This is a genomic window from Andreprevotia chitinilytica DSM 18519 (assembly GCF_000711875.1).
In the GTDB taxonomy this organism is placed as follows: domain Bacteria; phylum Pseudomonadota; class Gammaproteobacteria; order Burkholderiales; family Chitinibacteraceae; genus Andreprevotia; species Andreprevotia chitinilytica.
Genome location: NZ_JONM01000004.1, coordinates 146,740 through 162,828 on the forward strand (window position 1 = coordinate 146,740; position 16,089 = coordinate 162,828).

Genomic DNA, 16,089 nt, shown 5'->3' on the forward strand with positions numbered 1-16,089 from the left:
CGCCGAGGGGCGGTGCGGACTAGGACGCCTTGTTCTTCACCCGCGCCACCATCGCCCGCAATGCCTGCTGGGTTTCCGGCGCGAACCAGTCATCGGTGAAGCGGTCCAGCTTCAACCCGGCCGGGTTGGCATAGGCGGCGATGATGTCAGCACGGGAAATAGCCCGGGTTTCCAGCATGGCACGACGTGGTACGGCCAACAGCGTCTGCAACCACTCCAGCGCCCGTGGCACCACCTGCTCGACGTCGACCAGTTCATCCACCATGCCGATCTCATGTGCCTGCTGCGCGGTGATCATCGCCCCCGCCACTAGCAAGCGTTCAGCGCGATAACGACCGACCAGGCGGCGCAGGCCGACCTGCACGCAATCCGGCGGCACCAACCCAACTTGCACCTCATTCAGCCCGATACGGAACGCGCCATTCGCCATCACGCGGTAATCGCAGAACACCGCCATCACCGCGCCGCCCGCTGGGCTGTGGCCGGTAATCGCCGCCACAACCGGGATGGGTGAGCGGGCCAATGCACCAAAGATGCCGAAGAAGTCCGTCCAGACGGCATCCAGCTCGGCTCGCTTCAATTCGAGCAGACTGGGCACATCCAGCCCGGCGCTGAACATGCCCGGCGCACCGGACAACACCAAGCCCTGCACACCGTCGGCAGGGGCAGTTTCGATGGCTTGGCGCAGGGCGCGGATCAGCGCTGGATTCATCGCGTTGACGGGCGGCAGCGCCATGCGCAATTCGCGGATGCCGTTGGCGTGGTCGATGGTTTGCAGCATGAGTTTCTCTGATAGCGGATGGGATACTGGATTATCGGCGTTGCTTTGCCATTGGCATGGGCGGGGCTTTCCCGAGCGGTAGCGTTTGAGTCCCTCAGAAACAAAACAGGGCGCGAAATTCGCGCCCTGTTGCTGATCTGGCTAGCGTTTATTGGCCTCCGGCTCCGGCCAGCGCCAACCGCGCCGCCGACCGCCGCTTCCACGCATAACCAATCCACATCAGCCCCAGCCACACCGGAATCGCCCAGACCGAGATCGACATCCCCGGCGTCATGGCCAGGATGTACAGGATCACGCCCACCCAAGCGATGCAGACCAGATTGCTGAATGGATACCACAGCGACTTGAATACCAATTTGGTGCCCAGCTTGGTCATCGCCTGACGGAATTTGAAGTGGGTCAGGCTGATCATCGCCCAGTTGATGACGAGCGCGGCCACCACGATGGACATCAGCAATTCCAGCGCCTTGTCCGGCAGCACGTAGTTCAGGATCACGCAAGCAAACGTCGCCAGTGCGGACAAGCCGATCGCCAGCAGCGGCACGCCGCGCCGATCCACATTCAGCAACGCCTTGGGGGCATTACCCTGATCTGCCAAGCCATAAAGCATGCGGCTTGTGGCGTAGACACAGCTGTTGTAGACCGACAGCGCCGCAGTCAGCACCACCAGATTGAGCGCGTTGGCGGTAAAGCCGGCACCGATCTGCGAGAAGATCATCACGAACGGGCTGCCGCCAGCGGCCACCTTGTTCCACGGGTAGAGCGACAGCAGCACCACCAGCGAGCCGATGTAGAAGATCAGGATGCGGAACAGCACCTGATTGACGGCCTTGGGGATGCTCTTTTGCGGGTCATCCGCCTCGGCGGCGGTCATGCCGATCAGCTCCAGCCCGCCGAACGAGAACATGATGATCGCCAGCATGGTGAACAGGCCGTGGAAGCCGTGCGGAAAGAAGCCGCCGTCGTTCCACAGATTGCTGACCGAGGCCTGCGGGCCGCCGTGGCCGCTTACCAACAAGTAGCTGCCGAACAGGATCATGCCGATCACCGCCAACACCTTGATGAGCGCGAACCAGAACTCGGTTTCGCCATACAGCTTCACGTTGGCGAGGTTGATGCCATTGATCAGCACGAAGCACACCAGTGCCGAGATCCAGGTCGGAATCTGCGGCCACCAGAACTGCACGTATTTCCCCACCGCCGTCAGCTCGGCCATGCTCACCAGCACGTACAGCACCCAGTAATTCCAGCCGGACATGAAACCGGCGAAATCGCCCCAGTACTTATAGGCAAAGTGGCTGAACGAGCCGGCCACCGGCTCTTGCGCCACCATCTCGCCCAGCTGGCGCATGATCATGAACGCGATCAGGCCGCCAATGGCATAGCCCAGAATCATCGACGGCCCGGCCGCCTGCAGCACGCTGCCCGAGCCAAGAAACAGCCCGGTGCCCACCGCGCCGCCCAGCGCAATCAGCTGGATATGCCGGTTCTTCAGCCCGCGTTTCAGGCCGTCTTGCTGTTGTGGATTGTTCATGATGTGAGTCCCACTGTTTTTGGCACCGATCAGGCACCGATTGCCAAGGCCATATGCCGACCTTGGCGCGAAAAACCACGGATTCTACTGGGGCGGGCCCGCCGGCTATACCGGGGAAATACGCAAGGGCACGGCTTGCCGCGCTGACCAGTGCTGTATGGACTAACTCAACCCGATTTGTGCCTTGCCGATGCAGTCAGGCAAGTCCAAGATAGCTGCCCACTCCACATGACATCGGTTTTATCCCGATTCGTCCCTTGGAGAGAACCATCTTGAATAAAGTCTTAGAGACTGTTCAAAGTCTCGCAAACTGCCAACTTGATGCGCCACAAGGTTTTACCTCCCCCTTTTCGAAGGGGGATTGAGGGGGATTTCGACGTCGGTAGATATTGAGATGCCGCAGAAATCCCCCCTAGCCCCCCTTCAAAAAGGGGGGATGGCAGCGTGACCCGTTGCCAAAAAAGACTTTGAACAAGCTCTTAGAAGCCGCCGGAGAACCATCTTGAAATCCACCCTGTTCAACTGGTTTGAAAAACGGGTCCAGCCCTACCCTGACGCCCCGCCCGCGCAACCGCCCAAAGGCTTCTTCGCCTTCGTCTGGGCCGGCACCACAGGCATGCGCGGCCTGATCCTGGCCGTGGCCTTGCTGACTGCCGCCACGGGCGCATTCGAAGCCTTGCTGTACAGCATGATGAGCACGGTGGTGGATTGGCTGAGCAAGGTGCCGCCAGCGCAGCTATGGGCGCAGCAGCAGACCAATCTGCTGATCCTGGCCGCCGTTCTGCTGGCCAGCCCGCTCGTCGTCGCGTTGCAGTCCTTGTGCAAATACCAGGCGCTGTCGGGCAACTTCCCGATGCGCCTGCGCTGGAATTTCCACCGCCATCTGCTCAACCAAAGCATGAGCTTCTATCAGGACGAATTCGCCGGTCGCGTCGCCGCCAAGGTGATGCAGACCGCGCTGGCCGTGCGCGAAACGGTGATGATCCTGACCGACATCATGGTGTTCGTGCTGATCTACTTCGTCACCATGCTGGCCGTGGTCGGCCACTTCGACCTGATCCTCGTCCTGCCTTTCCTCGGCTGGATGGTGCTGTACGGCGTGGCGGTCTGGTACTTCGTGCCGCGCCTGGGCAAAGCCGCCAGCGCGCAGGCGGATGCCCGCAGCCTGATGACCGGCCGCGTGACCGATGCCTATTCCAATATCGCCACCGTGAAGCTGTTCTCGCACGCCCAGCGCGAAGCCAGCTTCGCCAAGAGCGCGATGCAGGAATTCATGCAGACCGCCTACCGCCAGATGCGGCTGATCAGCGGCTTCGAGGTCGTCAATCACACGCTCAACATGTTGCTGATCGTCTGCACCACCGGCATGACGCTATGGCTGTGGAGCCGTGGCGAGGCCAGCATCGGCGCGGTCGCCGCCGCGACGGCGATGGCCTTGCGCCTGAACGGCATGTCGCACTGGATCATGTGGGAAATGGCCAGCCTGTTCGAACAGGTCGGCACGGTGCAGGACGGCATCAGCACACTCTCCCGCCCGGTGGCCGTCACCGATCGCAGCGACGCCAAGCCGCTTGAGGTCTCACGCGGCGAAATCCGCTTCGAGGACGTGCGCTTCACCTACGGCAGCCAGGATCGCAACAAGCAGCCGGTGGTAAACCACCTCAACCTCACCATCCGCCCCGGCGAGAAGGTCGGGCTGGTCGGCCGCTCCGGCGCGGGCAAATCCACGCTGGTCAATCTGCTACTGCGTTTTTACGACGTGGAACAAGGCCGCATCCTGATCGACGGGCAGAACATCGCCGACATCACCCAGAACAGCCTGCGCGCGCAGGTGGGCATGGTCACGCAAGATACATCGCTACTGCACCGCTCCGTGCGCGACAACGTGCTCTACGGCCGGCCGGATGCTGCGGAGGACGCCATGATCGCCGCCACCCGCCGCGCCGAAGCGTACGACTTCATCCAATCGCTCACCGACCCCAAAGGCCGCAGCGCCTTCGATGCCCACGTCGGCGAGCGCGGCGTGAAGCTCTCCGGCGGGCAACGCCAACGCATCGCCATCGCCCGCGTGATGCTCAAGGACGCGCCGATCCTGTTGCTGGACGAAGCCACCAGCGCGCTCGATTCGGAAGTGGAAGCCGCCATTCAGGGCAGCCTGTATCGCTTGATGGAAGGCAAAACCGTCGTCGCCATCGCCCACCGCCTCTCCACCATCGCCGCGATGGATCGGCTGATCGTGCTGGACAAGGGCGTGATCGTGGAGGAAGGCAGCCATGCCGAGCTGCTGGCACACGGCGGCTTGTATGCGCGCCTGTGGGCGCATCAGAGCGGCGGTTTTCTGGGGGAAGAGGCGGAGGATGGTTCGGTGGTGGTGCCGGCTTGATCGGATAGAGGCAAAACCCGAATCTTGAACCACAGAGGGCACAGAGAAAGGCAAGACGTGAGGTTTTTGTAGGAGCGAGCTTGCTCGCGATTGCATCGTCGATTGATGCGCGCCATCGCGAGCAAGCTCGCTCCTACATAAGACGATGCCTTTCTCTGTGCCCTCTGTGGTTCAAGATTTGGGGTTTATTGTCTTTGCGCCAGCAGGAAATCGATCAAGGTATCCACGCCCTGCGTGAGATTACGGATCGAGGTTTCGAAATCCCAATCGTCGTGTTCCAGCTTCACGTCATTGGAAATCGACCGCACTTCATAGAAGCGCTGCCCGGCCTGCAGGCAGGCGTGGAAGAACGCCGCGCCTTCCATGTTTTCCACATCCACGCCCTCCGTCGCCACGAACGGGGCAATGGCAGCATTCATCGAATTGCTGTGCGCCAAGGGCAGCGGCGGCTTGGCCGGAAGGTGCGGGCAATGCAATTCCGCACTCACTTCAAAATCCATATCCAGATCGAGCTTGGAAAGATGGCGGAAACCAGCCGGCGTGAAGAAGCCCAAGTCCGCCTCGCGTTCGCTCGCCACCAGCACGGTATCGCCGATCTTGAAACGGGAGCCCGGATACACGCCCGCAATCCCGGCCATGATCAGCACATCCGGTTTGCGCTCGTGGATCACCCTGCCAGTCGCATAGGCCGCCGATGTCAGCCCGACGCCGCAAAACGCGACCTCCGCCGCTGGATGATTGAAGTACTGCGCTTCGGTCTTGGTGGGGAAGAGGACGATGATTTTCATGGGCGTGGAATGGAGGCGGCAAAGTCGCCATTCTAGCCATAGGGCGGCAAGGCCAAGCGTCTCAGAAGCTATTCACGATCTTTTGTCCCCTCGCCCACTTGTGGGAGAGGGTTAGGAAGAGGGTACTAAAAAGGACATTGCCTTGGCATGCCCCTCACCCCCGGCCCCTCTCCCACAAGTGGGCGAGGGGAGAAAGGTGGCCGGCAAGAGATCGTGATCGGCCCTCAGGAACCAGATGCCTGCAGTTGCAGGCGCAAGCAGGTCGGGCAAAGGCAATCGCCCGCGCCGGAAATCGGCAACTCATGCGGCAAATCAGCGCACCAACATCCACCTGCTTCGCCGCCCGTCCCGCAACTGAACGATGACCCGCAACGCGAGCAAGCCTTGGCTTTAACGACCATCGGCAATGCCAGCAGCCGCTGCCACACCGCGAATTTCCCCGCCTCGCTCATCTGCGACCACGCGGCAATCTCGTCGATGGTGCGTCGGCAGCCGGTGCAGGTTTGCCCGGCATCGAGCGCACATTGGCCGATACAGGGCGACGGCACCGGTGTGGGTGGATCGGAATTGAAATGAGTCATGAAGGATTGAGGCATGAGCGCGGGGCGAATCCCATCTTGCCAGAGTCTGCGCTGTATCAAAAAAAGGCCTCGCCTGACGGCGAAGCCTTTTCTGTAATCGAGATGACTGATTCCCGGATACCTAGGTCATTCACTCAAGACTCGGCCTGACCGGCAATCTGCCGCAATGCATTGGCAAACACCTCGGGCGGCTGGCCACCGGAAATCAGGTACTGATCATTGATGATCACCGCCGGCACCGATGAAATGCCCTGCTGCTGATAGAAGTACTCCTGCTCACGCACTTCGGCCGCGTAACGGTCGCTCGCCAGAATCGCGTGCGCCTCATCAGCATCCAACCCCACCGACTGTGCCACCGCCACCAAGGTCGGGTGATCGCTCGGGTTCTGGCCGTGGCTGAAATAGGCCGCAAGCAGCGCCTGTTTCAGCGCCAATTGCTTGTCGTCACCCAACTCACCCGCCCAATGCAGCAAGCGATGCGCATCGAAAGTGTTGTAGATGCGGCTGCGCTGGCCCATGTCGAACGTGAAACCCAACGCCGCGCCGCGTTGGCGAATCGATTCCTGACTCTGCTTGAGCTGTTCATTGCTCATGCCGTACTTGCCGATCAGATGCTCGGCAATATCCTGCCCCTCTGCGCCCATCTGCGGATTCAGCTCGAATGGATGGAAGTGCAGCGATACGGCGACCTCGTCGCTTACCTGGGCTGCCGCTTTTTGCAGCGACTGCAGGCCAATGGCGCACCACGGGCAGGAGACGTCGGAAACGAAATCGATTTTTAGCGTGGTGGTCATGGCTGTGCTCGGTGCAAACGAGGCTGCCGGAGTGGCGGCCTGCAATGTATGGAACATTTGGCCGAGTGGGGCGGATTCAACTCACTAAGCGGACCGATCAACAGCAGCCAGCCGCAGCGCGGTGCATTCGGCAATCGACTGAAAATCCCGATCCTTGGTGAGCAGCGTTATTTGATCTCGCAAACAAAGCTGGGCGATCAGGCAATCGATCGTCGAGCGAATGGTAAAACCCTTGCTGCGACACAGCCGGTAGATGCGGGCGGCTGCCACATAGTCCGCATGCTGCGGTTCCAGCAACCGATCAAATGCATCAAGCAGATTGGCAATACGCTCGGCCTGCGCGTCAGTTTTGAGACCCAAAAGGATTTCGGTCAGCACCACACCCGGCACGACAATACGCTCGCCATCTGCAATGGCGGCGGCCAAACGATCTGCAGCAGGTGATTCATAACCGTTGAGAAAATCGATCCAGACACAGGTATCAACCAGCATCGTCAGCTGCCCGGTTGCTGCGCAACTGTTCTAAATCACCCTGCCACTGCACCTTGCCGCGCAAGGCGAGCAACTGTTGGCGTTTCAGGGTTTTGGCGAAGTCTGCCAGGGCAGCGTGAATCGCCGCTTTCTTGGTCGGGAACTGACCAAGCGCAATGACCTGCGCGAGCAAATCATCATCCAGTTCGACATGGGTTCTCATGGGATTCATCCAATCAAATTCATGCACATAGATTGCCATTATTTATGCACATAAAAAATCAGATTTTTCTGCTGAGATCAACAAATTGAGGATGACTGAAATAGAACGAACTGCTCCCGCTCCCTCTACCCGTCACTGTGCCTGCAATTTGATTACCCGATCCTTCATATTCTTGCCAGCTTCCGATATGAACTCACGCTAGAATCCTGACCACCCCAACCAGAACCGCCCCGATCCCAACGGGCATCCCGGATTGATCACCTTGCTCAACAAGAAAAAATGGATTGCCGCCGCCACGCTGCTTGCTGTCGCCGGTGCAGGCGGCTTGTGGTGGCACTGGCGGCCCCATGCGCTGCCGCCGAAGCTCGACACCCCCATCGTCAGCCTGCCATCCGACCTGACCGCCCCCGATGCGGTGATTGCCACGCCCAGCCTTGCCGAATTGCCACGTGCGCTGCTGGCAGTACCCTTCGCCAAGAAGGTGCTGACCGAGGATATGGTCGATTACTACGAGCACCACCCGGACAAGCTGGCGCTGGAAGGCAGCCTGCGCCGCATCGCGTTCGAACACGAGCTGACGCTGCAAGACCGCCTGCTGCAGCATCTGCTGGATAAACCGGCTGAGTTGGCACTGTGGAAAAGCCCGGATGGCAAGCTGCGGCATTGGGTCATCCGCATGCAGCGTGACGGGCTGGACGCCATGCTGGGCTGGGTCGCCAAGGCGGCGGCCAGCGATCGCCAGTTGAGCGAGGATGGCACCCTGCGCGTTGGCTCCGACACCGTACCGCTCTACAAGGTGGCCTACGGTGCGGACGAAACGCTGTGGTTTGCCGCGCATGGCCAGCAACTGCTGGTGCTGTCCGACAAGGACATGCTGGCGGGCGACCATCTCGGCCCGGCCAAGAAATGGACCGGCGTGTTCGGCAAATTGCTGGCCGATGGCAGCAACCCGCTGTTGCAGCATTACGGCATTCAGGCCGCCCAAGAGGGCCATGCCATGGTGCTGGGCGCACGCTACCTGTCCTTTGGTTATCAGCAGCTGTTCCCCAGCTTGCGGGCCGTACGTCTGGACGTGAACCAGAGCAGTTGGTTTACCCACGTGCTGATCGCCGGCCCGACGGCAGGCCAGACCCAATGGAATGCCGCGCCGTTGCTGGCCGCCGCCCCGGAGGGCGCCGCGCTGTGCCTGTCCGCCCCGGTGGAGTGGAGCAAGCTTGCCAAGACCAGCGAGGCCGCCGACGTGAAAGCCGGCTGGTTGAAGCAACTGGAACCGGCGGCAGCCATCTGCTGGTATGCCGACACCTCCCTTTACAGCCCGCTCCTGCTCGCCCGCACGCACGACCCGCAAGGCTTCGCCAAGCACGCTGCGACCTTGTTCGACTGGCTGATCGGCGTGCGTGAAGCCGGGGTCGATACCGACGAGCGCAAGTTGCCAGTCCGCCGCAGTGACAAGAATGGTGTGTTGTTGCTGCAACGTGCCGTGAGTGCCGACGACGGCGAGCTGCCCGTCACCAGCGAAGCGCACAAGCAGGCGTTTGGCCGCGTCGAACGCTACTTCGACGTCAGCATGGCGCAGGCTGGGCCGAGCATCGTGTTCTCGCCCAGCGCCAAGCTGGTGGAAACCGCGCTGTCAGTCCAGGCGAAAAGCTGGCCCGCGCTGGCCGATAAACTCGATCACGACGCAGCGCTCCAAGGCTACATCGCCCCCGCCGCCCTATCGGCCCTGCTGGAAAAAGCCACCGTCGCCACGCTGCCCGGCAAGCAGGAATCGCTGCTGCGACAAGCCGCCGTCAACTACCTGCTGCCCCATGTGAAGGCGCTGGGCGAGTTCGACCCGGTAGCGCTGAGCCTCGCCCCATCCAGCGACAAGCGCCAGGACCAGCACTGGGAACAACTACAATGGCGTAGCGCGAAATGAAGCGACGCCTTGCCTTGCTTAGCCTGCTGACTGCGCTGTGCCTGCCCGCCGTTCACGCAGCAGATGCGGAGCTGGATGCCACGCAAGCCCACGCCTTCCGCGCCTGGTTCGTTCGCCTCGTCAGCGAGCAATTGCGTCAGGGGCCAACGCCGCGCTGGCAGCAACGTGATTGCGCCGGTCTGGTGCGCTTCGCCGTGGCCGAAGCGCTGCGTGAACACGATGCCCGCTGGCGCAAGCAAAACGGCATCGGCCTCGCCAACCTGCCACCGGAAGTCGAACTCTCGTCCGGCCAGCGCCAAGCACTGCGTCACAACTGGGTCGGTAGCGATGCCAAACGCTCGGCCTATGTGCCGGCGTTTGCGCTGATCCAGCACAACAGCCAGCTGGTCTCGCGCGACATCAATCAGGCCCAGCCGGGTGATCTGCTGTTCTTCGATCAAGGCGACGACCAGCATCTGATGGTGTGGACCGGCCGCTACATCGCCTACCACACCGGCACGGTCACGCCCAAAGACAACGGCATGCGCGCCGTGCGGGTCGATCAGTTGATGAACTGGCAAGACAGCCGCTGGCGGCCCAGCAGCGACAACCCCAACTTCGCCGGCATCTATCGCCTGGCGTTTCTGCCCGCCTGATCCGCCATGCCAGTCACCACACAAACTTCCGCGCCCCTCACCGCCGCCCAAGGATTCGCAGTGCGCTCCAACTTCTTCCTTTCTGTCTGGTTCCGTTGCTGGGCCAGCGCCATCGTGCTCATGTTGTGCAGTTTCATCCCGGCACAGGCGGCCCAATTCGCCGAACCGGGCGCGTCGTTCTATCTGCTGGCCGATTCCGCTTTCGCCAGCAAGGACGAAGCCACCGTGCGGCTGGAAGCCGATACCGACGCCGCGAAGCGCTACGGCGGCGTGGATATGGTGGTGTATCGCGTGCCCGATGCGATGGCCTTTCTGAAGAAGCAGAAAGACCTGCACAAGCTCGACCTGAAAGGTGATTTCCGTGGCGATGGCGCGGCCAATGCCGCCGCCTTCCTGTGGGATGAGTGGTACGTGCGCTCCCGCCGTGCGTGGCAGCGCGTGTTCTCCTCAGACAGCCGCACCGCAGTCACCAAGGCCGCGCCGGCCCTGAAAGCGCCGGCCCTGGGCCACCAGCAGCATATTTATAAAGCGGTGCGGCAATACAAGCTGCTGGACGGCTTCGAGCTGGTCAGCGAATTCCGCTACCCCTTGCAGGTGGCCCAGCCGATCGATCCGAAGCAGGAAGCCCGCCTGCCCGGCAGCAGCAGCGAGTTCCTGCGCACCGTCTCCGGCAACGTGCGCATCCCGCTGGGCAAGCTCGCGCCGGGGCTGTACATCGTCGAAGGCTATATGGGCACCTATCGTGCGGTCACGCTGCTGTTCGTGTCGGATACGGTGTTGGTGACCAAGGTCTCCGGCGAACAGATGCTGGCGTGGACAGCACAAAAACAAACTGGCACGCCCGTCGCCAAGGCGGAGCTGGCGTGGAGCGACGGCAACGGCGTGCTCAAGTCCGGCAAGACCGATGAGCATGGCGTGCTGATCATGGAAAAGCGCGCCCCCGAGCAGAACAATGTGTTCGGCGTCGATCCGCAAGGCGGCGTGTTCATCGCCGAGAACTTCTACTACCCGGCCGAGGTGTACAACGCCAAGCTGTACATGGTGACGGACCGCCCGCTCTACCGCCCCGGCGATACCGTGCAACTGGCGGTGCACGCCCGCGAATTCACCAGCGCCCGCAAATCGACCAAGATCAAGCCGGCTACCGGCACGCTGGCCCTGCGCGACCCGGCCGGCACCGATCTGCTGTCGCAAAGCATGTCGCTCAGCGAAGACGGCGGCGTAGCCAGCGTGGTCATTCCGGATAACGCCGTGGCCGGCGGTTACGATCTGCGGCTGAACTATCGCGGCAGCATCTACGCCGCGCCGATCCGCGTGGCCGAATACACCAAGCCGCATTACGACATCGAGCTGACGCTGGATCGCGATGCCTACAAAGCCGGCGAAGCGCCCGGCGGCATCATCAAACTGCGGCAGGCCGACGGCAGCCCGGTCGGCAATGCCAGCGTGGATCTGATCCTGCGCAGCCAACGGCTGTCGATGGTCAATGGCGAACCGCAGTACCAGAGCGCTTTCCCGATCAAACTCAAGCAGGACACCATCACGCTGGACGCGCAGGGCCAAGCCCGTTTCACCCTGCCGGCGGCGACCGAGCCGAGCCGCTACGTGATCAAGGCCATCGCCAGTCAGGACGGCGCTTACCCGGTCAGCACCAGCCGCGAAATCCAGATCGGCAGCGCCCAGTCACGCTACCGCCTGCAGCCGGACAAGCTCTACACCGCCGAGAATGAGCCGCTGAAGGTGCAGCTAATGAGCGATTGGCCAGGGCAAAACCGCCCTGCCAAGTGGAGCGCCACCCGGCTGGAAGATCGCAGCCAGACCGGTAGAACCCTGGGTGGCACCATCACCGGCGACACCTTCACCGCCAGCTTCGCCAAGGCCGGCAGCTACCAGATCAACGTGACCGATGCTGCCGGCGTGCAACTGGGCCAGCTCAGCCACAGCGTCACCGGCCCTAGCCTCAAGACCGCCCCCGGCGCGATCTCCATCCTGTTCGACCGTGAGCGTTATCAGGTCGGCGATACCGCCAATGTCACCCTCACCTTCCCCGAAGACGTGAACGATGCCCTGCTCACCATCGAGCTGGAAAACGTCCAGCAAGTCGCAACGCTGCAAGCCGGCGCGGACTGGCTGAAAGCGGAGAAGATCAACGCCCGGCAATGGCGGCTGCGGCTGCCGGTGAGCAAGGATTACCAGCCCAACGTCACCTTCTCGGCCCTGTTCGTGAAGAACGGTGCGCACGTGTTCGCCAACCGTGGCTTTGCCGTGGCGCAACCGGGTGTCGAGCTGGCGATCAAGCCGGATAAACCGGTGTACAAGCCGGGCGACACGGTCACGCTCAACATCAGCACCCGCATCGACGGCAAAGGCGCGCCGGCCCGGCTGAGCCTGGGCGTGGTCGACGAGATGGTTTACCTGCTGCAGCCGGAAATCACGCCGGAGATCAGCGACTTCTTCTACCACCCGCGCCGCGATGCGGTGCGCACCAGCGCCAGCCTCAATTTCTATGGCTACGATCTGGCGTTCTCGCCGCGTATCCGCGAGGACGACGGCATGCGCTACAACAACCGTTCGCAGAAAATGCTGGTCCGCCCGCGCCGGGACAACATCGACACCGCCTACTGGAACGGCCAGCTCAAGACCGATGCCAACGGCCAGCTGCAGATCAAGTTCCGCATGCCGGATGCGCTCACCCGCTGGCGCATGACCGCCCGCGCCATCGACGACGACGGCGTGGTTGGCCAGCGCGTGGGCTACATCCAGTCCGATCTGCCGGCCTATCTGCAATGGAACGCCCCACAGCGCTACCGCGAAGGCGATGCCCCGGCGCTGACACTGGCGGTGCGCAACCAGGTGGACAAGGCCAGCTACACGCTGGTGGTACGCGCCGGCAACGGCCCGCAGCAGGAAAAGCCCCTGACGCTGCCACGCGGCACCAGCTACGTGGGCATCGACCCCGGCCCGCTGCGCAACGCGCAACTGGTCGCCGAGCTGAAGCAGAACGGCAAGCTGATCGACCGGCTGATTACCGATCTGCACCTGCAATCCGCCAACCCGGAACGCGGCGTCACGCAGCTGCTGACACTCAATCAGGGCGAGGCCAAGCTCAGCCTGCCGGCCGATGCCAGCCAGATTCGCCTGCGGCTGCTGGATGGCGAAGGCGCGGCGCTGAGCAAGGTGATCGACCAGTTGATCGACTACCCCTACGGCTGCGTGGAGCAAACCGCCAGCCGCCTGCTGCCGCTCACGCTGGCGTGGGATCGCCTCAAGGATCAACCGGCACTGCAGCAGAACCTGCGCGCCAACATCGCCCAGGCCCGCCTGCGCCTGCTGCGCATGAGCGGCCCGGATGCCAACTTCAGCTGGTGGGGCGACGAAACCGCCGGCGATCCACTGCTGAGCGCTTACGCCCGTCTGGCCGAGCAACGCGCCGCCGTTGCGCTGGGCGTGCCGCGCCGGCTGGAGCAAGACAAATCCTTCCTGCAGCTCTACGCCAAGCAGGCCGCCACCATGCCGGTCGCGCAACAGGCGCTGACGTTGTGGCTGGCGCAGGAAAGCGGTCAGGCGATCCGCACGCCGCTGCAAGGGCTGCTCGGCCGCTTGAACCCGTTGCCCGCGCCCAAGGCAGACAGCAGCTACCAATCGCTGATGAATACACCGGATTCGGGCTTAGGGCGTGCCACTGCATTTGCGCTGGCCGGCAAGCTGGCCGCCGTCCAGAAACTGCCACTGCCGCCGCAAACCGATGCCAAGGTGCAAGCCAGCATCGCCCTGCTGCAAAGCAGCCCGCAACCGTGGCTGCAAGCACTGGCGGGCTATGCCGGCGGCAAGAAAGGCGATAGCGCGGCGCTGCTCGGGCAGATCAGCGAAGACGCGCCGACGCTGGAACGCTCCCTCGCCCTGCTCTGGCTCGCCAGCGACAGCAAGCCGGCCAAATCCGGCATTGCGCTCACTGGCAACTGGCGAGTTCAGGGCACGCGTAGTGGCGACAAGCAATGGCTATGGAGCGGCAAGCCGGAGGCCATCAGCCTCAAGGCCACCGGCGCACCGGATACGCTGCAGGCGGAACTGCGCTACACCACCGCCGCACCATCGACCGGCACGCTGCCAGTCAAAGTCACGCGCCGCCTGTACGAGCTACAACCGGCCGGGGATGACGCCAGCTACACCGCCAGGAAACTGGAGTGGAACGCCAAGCTCTCCACGCAGCGGCTGTATCTGGACGAAATCGAACTGGAATCCGCCAAACCGCTCCGCTATGGCCTGATCGAAGCCGCGCTGCCGCCGGGTGCGCTGGTGGAAGAACAGCACTTCGGCCTGCATATCGCCAATCTGCCGGGCCAAGCCAGCTACACCGACAACGATGGCAACGAACAACCGCTGCTGCAGGTACAGCCGATGCAGGACATTCCACTCGGCTATGCCCAACCCGTCGCCCTGCTGGATGGCAAAGTCGTGCTGCGGCAGATCGTGCGCTTCACGCAGGGTGGCCGCTTCACCCTGCCGGCGGCGCGACTGTTCGGCATGTATGCGCCGCAGGATGTGGCCTACGACAACGAGGGCAAGCCACGTGCGCTGGAAATCCGTTAACCGTTTTGTCGTACTCGCCGCCGCACTGATCGCAGCCCAGGCCGGCGCAGCCAGCCGGCCCTGCACCCCCGCGCCGGAGATCAGCGCCCGGCTGGCGGAACTGGCCCGGCAATGGCAACCACGCCTGCAGCAAGAAGCTGGCTACGCGCCGGTCGGGCCGGTAACCGTCTGCCTGATCAGTCACGGCCGGCCGTTTGCCGACAAGGTGCTGCAACGCGTTTACGTCCGCCCCCTCACCAGCCTCGACGCCCAGATCACTCTTGCACACGAATACCTGCACCTCGCCTTTGCTCATCATCCGCATGGTGATGACGAGGTCTGGGTCGAATCGCTGGCACGCCAACTGGTAGAACAACCATGAACACATCCCTGCCCCTGCTTGCCAGCCTGCTGCTCGTCGCAACCGCCGCCGTCGCAGACGACGGGCTGCAACTGGATCAGCCCACCAGCGGCTGGCGCAACACGTCCGGCAAGACCGAGCGCTACACGCAAGCCGTCACTTACCCGGCCAACTTCGTCAACACGCCAGCCGGGCAAAGCCAGCTGGCGCTGATTCGCGGCCACATCGGCCGTCACCCGAAAACCGACGACAAAGGCAAAAACATCGAGCAACCGTATCGCCTGCTGGTCAACGGCGTGCCGATGCCGCTGCGCATCGACGAAGACGGCAGCTTCTCGCGCCCGTATTCATTCGGCAGCGGCAGCAACAGCGTGGAAATCCACAGCCCGGACGGCAAAGAAAGCGCCAGCGCGCAGTTCTACGACAGCAACAAGGACAAAGTGCAGCCCAAGCTGCGCGTGGTGCTGTCCTGGAGCACCAACGACACCGATCTGGACCTGCACGTGGTCAGCCCGGATGGTCAGCACTGCTATTACGGCAATCGGGTAGTGAAGAACGGCGGCGCGCTCGATGTGGACGTCACCAGCGGCTATGGCCCGGAAATCTACGCCAACCCCAGCCCGCCGCCCGGGCGCTATCTGGTCTACGTCAATTACTACGGCGGTTATGGTCGCTCGCAAAATGACATCACCATCGCGCAGGTCAGCATCATCAGCAATGAAAACACCCTGCACGAAAAGCAGCAGCTGGTGCGCGTCCCGATGCGCCGGCCGGGGGAATTGACGCTGGTGGGGAGTTTTGTTTATCCGTAGGAGTGACAAGCCGCTTCACTTAAAGCAAAAGCACCGCTCTCCATTTAGGAAACGCGGTGCTTTTTCCGTCTGGCAGGCCATTGTAGGAGCGAGCTTGCTCGCGATGGCGATGGTGAATGAAACAGTGCTATCGCGAGCAAGCTCGCTCCTACAGAAGGTCGCTTCGCAAGTCCGGCAGCCACGTAGGTTGGATTGAGCATAGCGAAGCCGAACATATCGCAGCGTCACCATTGTTGGGC

General features: G+C 62.5%; 13 protein-coding genes. 6 read left to right on the top strand and 7 right to left on the bottom strand.

The genetic code is table 11. The features are described from left to right. Nucleotides 1-19: 19 nt before the first annotated feature. Both BR41_RS07280 and BR41_RS07285 read right to left on the bottom strand, forming a co-directional pair. Nucleotides 20-781, bottom strand: a complete 762-nt coding sequence (locus BR41_RS07280; protein WP_035054644.1) for an enoyl-CoA hydratase/isomerase family protein — start codon at nucleotides 779-781, stop codon at nucleotides 20-22. Between the two features lie 148 nt (nucleotides 782-929). After that, complete coding sequence (locus BR41_RS07285; protein ID WP_035054645.1) at nucleotides 930-2,315, bottom strand: amino acid permease; 1,386 nt, start codon at nucleotides 2,313-2,315, stop codon at nucleotides 930-932. Between the two features lie 502 nt (nucleotides 2,316-2,817). Here BR41_RS07285 and BR41_RS07290 point away from each other — a divergent pair. Further along, a complete protein-coding gene (locus BR41_RS07290; protein WP_211251690.1) occupies nucleotides 2,818-4,698 on the top strand; it encodes an ABC transporter ATP-binding protein in 1,881 nt (626 codons plus the stop codon). A gap of 185 nt (nucleotides 4,699-4,883) precedes the next feature. Here the strand turns inward: BR41_RS07290 and BR41_RS07295 are convergent, their stop codons facing one another. The 5 genes from BR41_RS07295 to BR41_RS07315 all read right to left on the bottom strand — a co-directional run bounded on the left by BR41_RS07295 (nucleotide 4,884) and on the right by BR41_RS07315 (nucleotide 7,594). Next, a complete protein-coding gene (locus BR41_RS07295; protein ID WP_035054646.1) occupies nucleotides 4,884-5,486 on the bottom strand; it encodes a phosphorylase family protein in 603 nt (200 codons plus the stop codon). Nucleotides 5,487-5,710: 224 nt separating this feature from the next. Next, nucleotides 5,711-6,067, bottom strand: coding sequence for a cysteine-rich CWC family protein (locus BR41_RS07300; RefSeq protein ID WP_035054647.1), 357 nt, complete (start codon nucleotides 6,065-6,067; stop codon nucleotides 5,711-5,713). 134 nt (nucleotides 6,068-6,201) lie between these two features. Beyond that, complete coding sequence (locus BR41_RS07305; protein WP_035054974.1) at nucleotides 6,202-6,861, bottom strand: DsbA family oxidoreductase; 660 nt, start codon at nucleotides 6,859-6,861, stop codon at nucleotides 6,202-6,204. Nucleotides 6,862-6,945: 84 nt separating this feature from the next. Continuing rightward, complete coding sequence (vapC, locus tag BR41_RS07310; protein WP_035054648.1) at nucleotides 6,946-7,353, bottom strand: type II toxin-antitoxin system VapC family toxin; 408 nt, start codon at nucleotides 7,351-7,353, stop codon at nucleotides 6,946-6,948. After that, nucleotides 7,343-7,594, bottom strand: a complete 252-nt coding sequence (locus BR41_RS07315) for a type II toxin-antitoxin system VapB family antitoxin (RefSeq protein WP_051710419.1) — start codon at nucleotides 7,592-7,594, stop codon at nucleotides 7,343-7,345. Before BR41_RS07315 ends, vapC begins: the two co-directional genes overlap by 11 nt. A 223-nt stretch (nucleotides 7,595-7,817) precedes the next feature. Here BR41_RS07315 and BR41_RS07320 point away from each other — a divergent pair, with 223 nt between their 5' ends. The 5 genes from BR41_RS07320 to BR41_RS07340 are packed head-to-tail and all read left to right on the top strand — an operon-like array spanning nucleotide 7,818 to nucleotide 15,850. Then, complete coding sequence (locus BR41_RS07320; RefSeq protein WP_169741264.1) at nucleotides 7,818-9,473, top strand: DUF2138 family protein; 1,656 nt, start codon at nucleotides 7,818-7,820, stop codon at nucleotides 9,471-9,473. Further along, nucleotides 9,470-10,108, top strand: a complete 639-nt coding sequence (locus tag BR41_RS07325; RefSeq protein ID WP_035054652.1) for a DUF1175 family protein — start codon at nucleotides 9,470-9,472, stop codon at nucleotides 10,106-10,108. The genes BR41_RS07320 and BR41_RS07325 overlap by 4 nt, the downstream gene beginning before the upstream one ends. A gap of 6 nt (nucleotides 10,109-10,114) precedes the next feature. After that, complete coding sequence (locus tag BR41_RS07330) at nucleotides 10,115-14,698, top strand: MG2 domain-containing protein (RefSeq protein ID WP_084186908.1); 4,584 nt, start codon at nucleotides 10,115-10,117, stop codon at nucleotides 14,696-14,698. Then, nucleotides 14,679-15,059, top strand: a complete 381-nt coding sequence (locus tag BR41_RS24585; RefSeq protein ID WP_035054654.1) for a DUF2300 domain-containing protein — start codon at nucleotides 14,679-14,681, stop codon at nucleotides 15,057-15,059. The genes BR41_RS07330 and BR41_RS24585 overlap by 20 nt, the downstream gene beginning before the upstream one ends. Continuing rightward, nucleotides 15,056-15,850, top strand: a complete 795-nt coding sequence (locus BR41_RS07340) for a YfaP family protein (RefSeq protein ID WP_035054656.1) — start codon at nucleotides 15,056-15,058, stop codon at nucleotides 15,848-15,850. Before BR41_RS24585 ends, BR41_RS07340 begins: the two co-directional genes overlap by 4 nt. Nucleotides 15,851-16,089: the final 239 nt, after the last annotated feature.

Bases quoted from the DNA above. Each gene is read 5' to 3' on its own strand.
- BR41_RS07280 (WP_035054644.1), bottom strand. From the start codon at position 781: ATGCTGCAAACCATCGACCACGCCAACGGCATCCGCGAATTGCGCATG.
- BR41_RS07285 (WP_035054645.1), bottom strand. From the start codon at position 2,315: ATGAACAATCCACAACAGCAAGACGGCCTGAAACGCGGGCTGAAGAAC.
- BR41_RS07295 (WP_035054646.1), bottom strand. From the start codon at position 5,486: ATGAAAATCATCGTCCTCTTCCCCACCAAGACCGAAGCGCAGTACTTC.
- BR41_RS07300 (WP_035054647.1), bottom strand. From the start codon at position 6,067: ATGACTCATTTCAATTCCGATCCACCCACACCGGTGCCGTCGCCCTGT.
- BR41_RS07305 (WP_035054974.1), bottom strand. From the start codon at position 6,861: ATGACCACCACGCTAAAAATCGATTTCGTTTCCGACGTCTCCTGCCCG.
- vapC (WP_035054648.1), bottom strand. From the start codon at position 7,353: ATGCTGGTTGATACCTGTGTCTGGATCGATTTTCTCAACGGTTATGAA.
- BR41_RS07315 (WP_051710419.1), bottom strand. From the start codon at position 7,594: ATGGCAATCTATGTGCATGAATTTGATTGGATGAATCCCATGAGAACC.
- BR41_RS07325 (WP_035054652.1), top strand. From the start codon at position 9,470: ATGAAGCGACGCCTTGCCTTGCTTAGCCTGCTGACTGCGCTGTGCCTG.
- BR41_RS07330 (WP_084186908.1), top strand. From the start codon at position 10,115: ATGCCAGTCACCACACAAACTTCCGCGCCCCTCACCGCCGCCCAAGGA.
- BR41_RS07340 (WP_035054656.1), top strand. From the start codon at position 15,056: ATGAACACATCCCTGCCCCTGCTTGCCAGCCTGCTGCTCGTCGCAACC.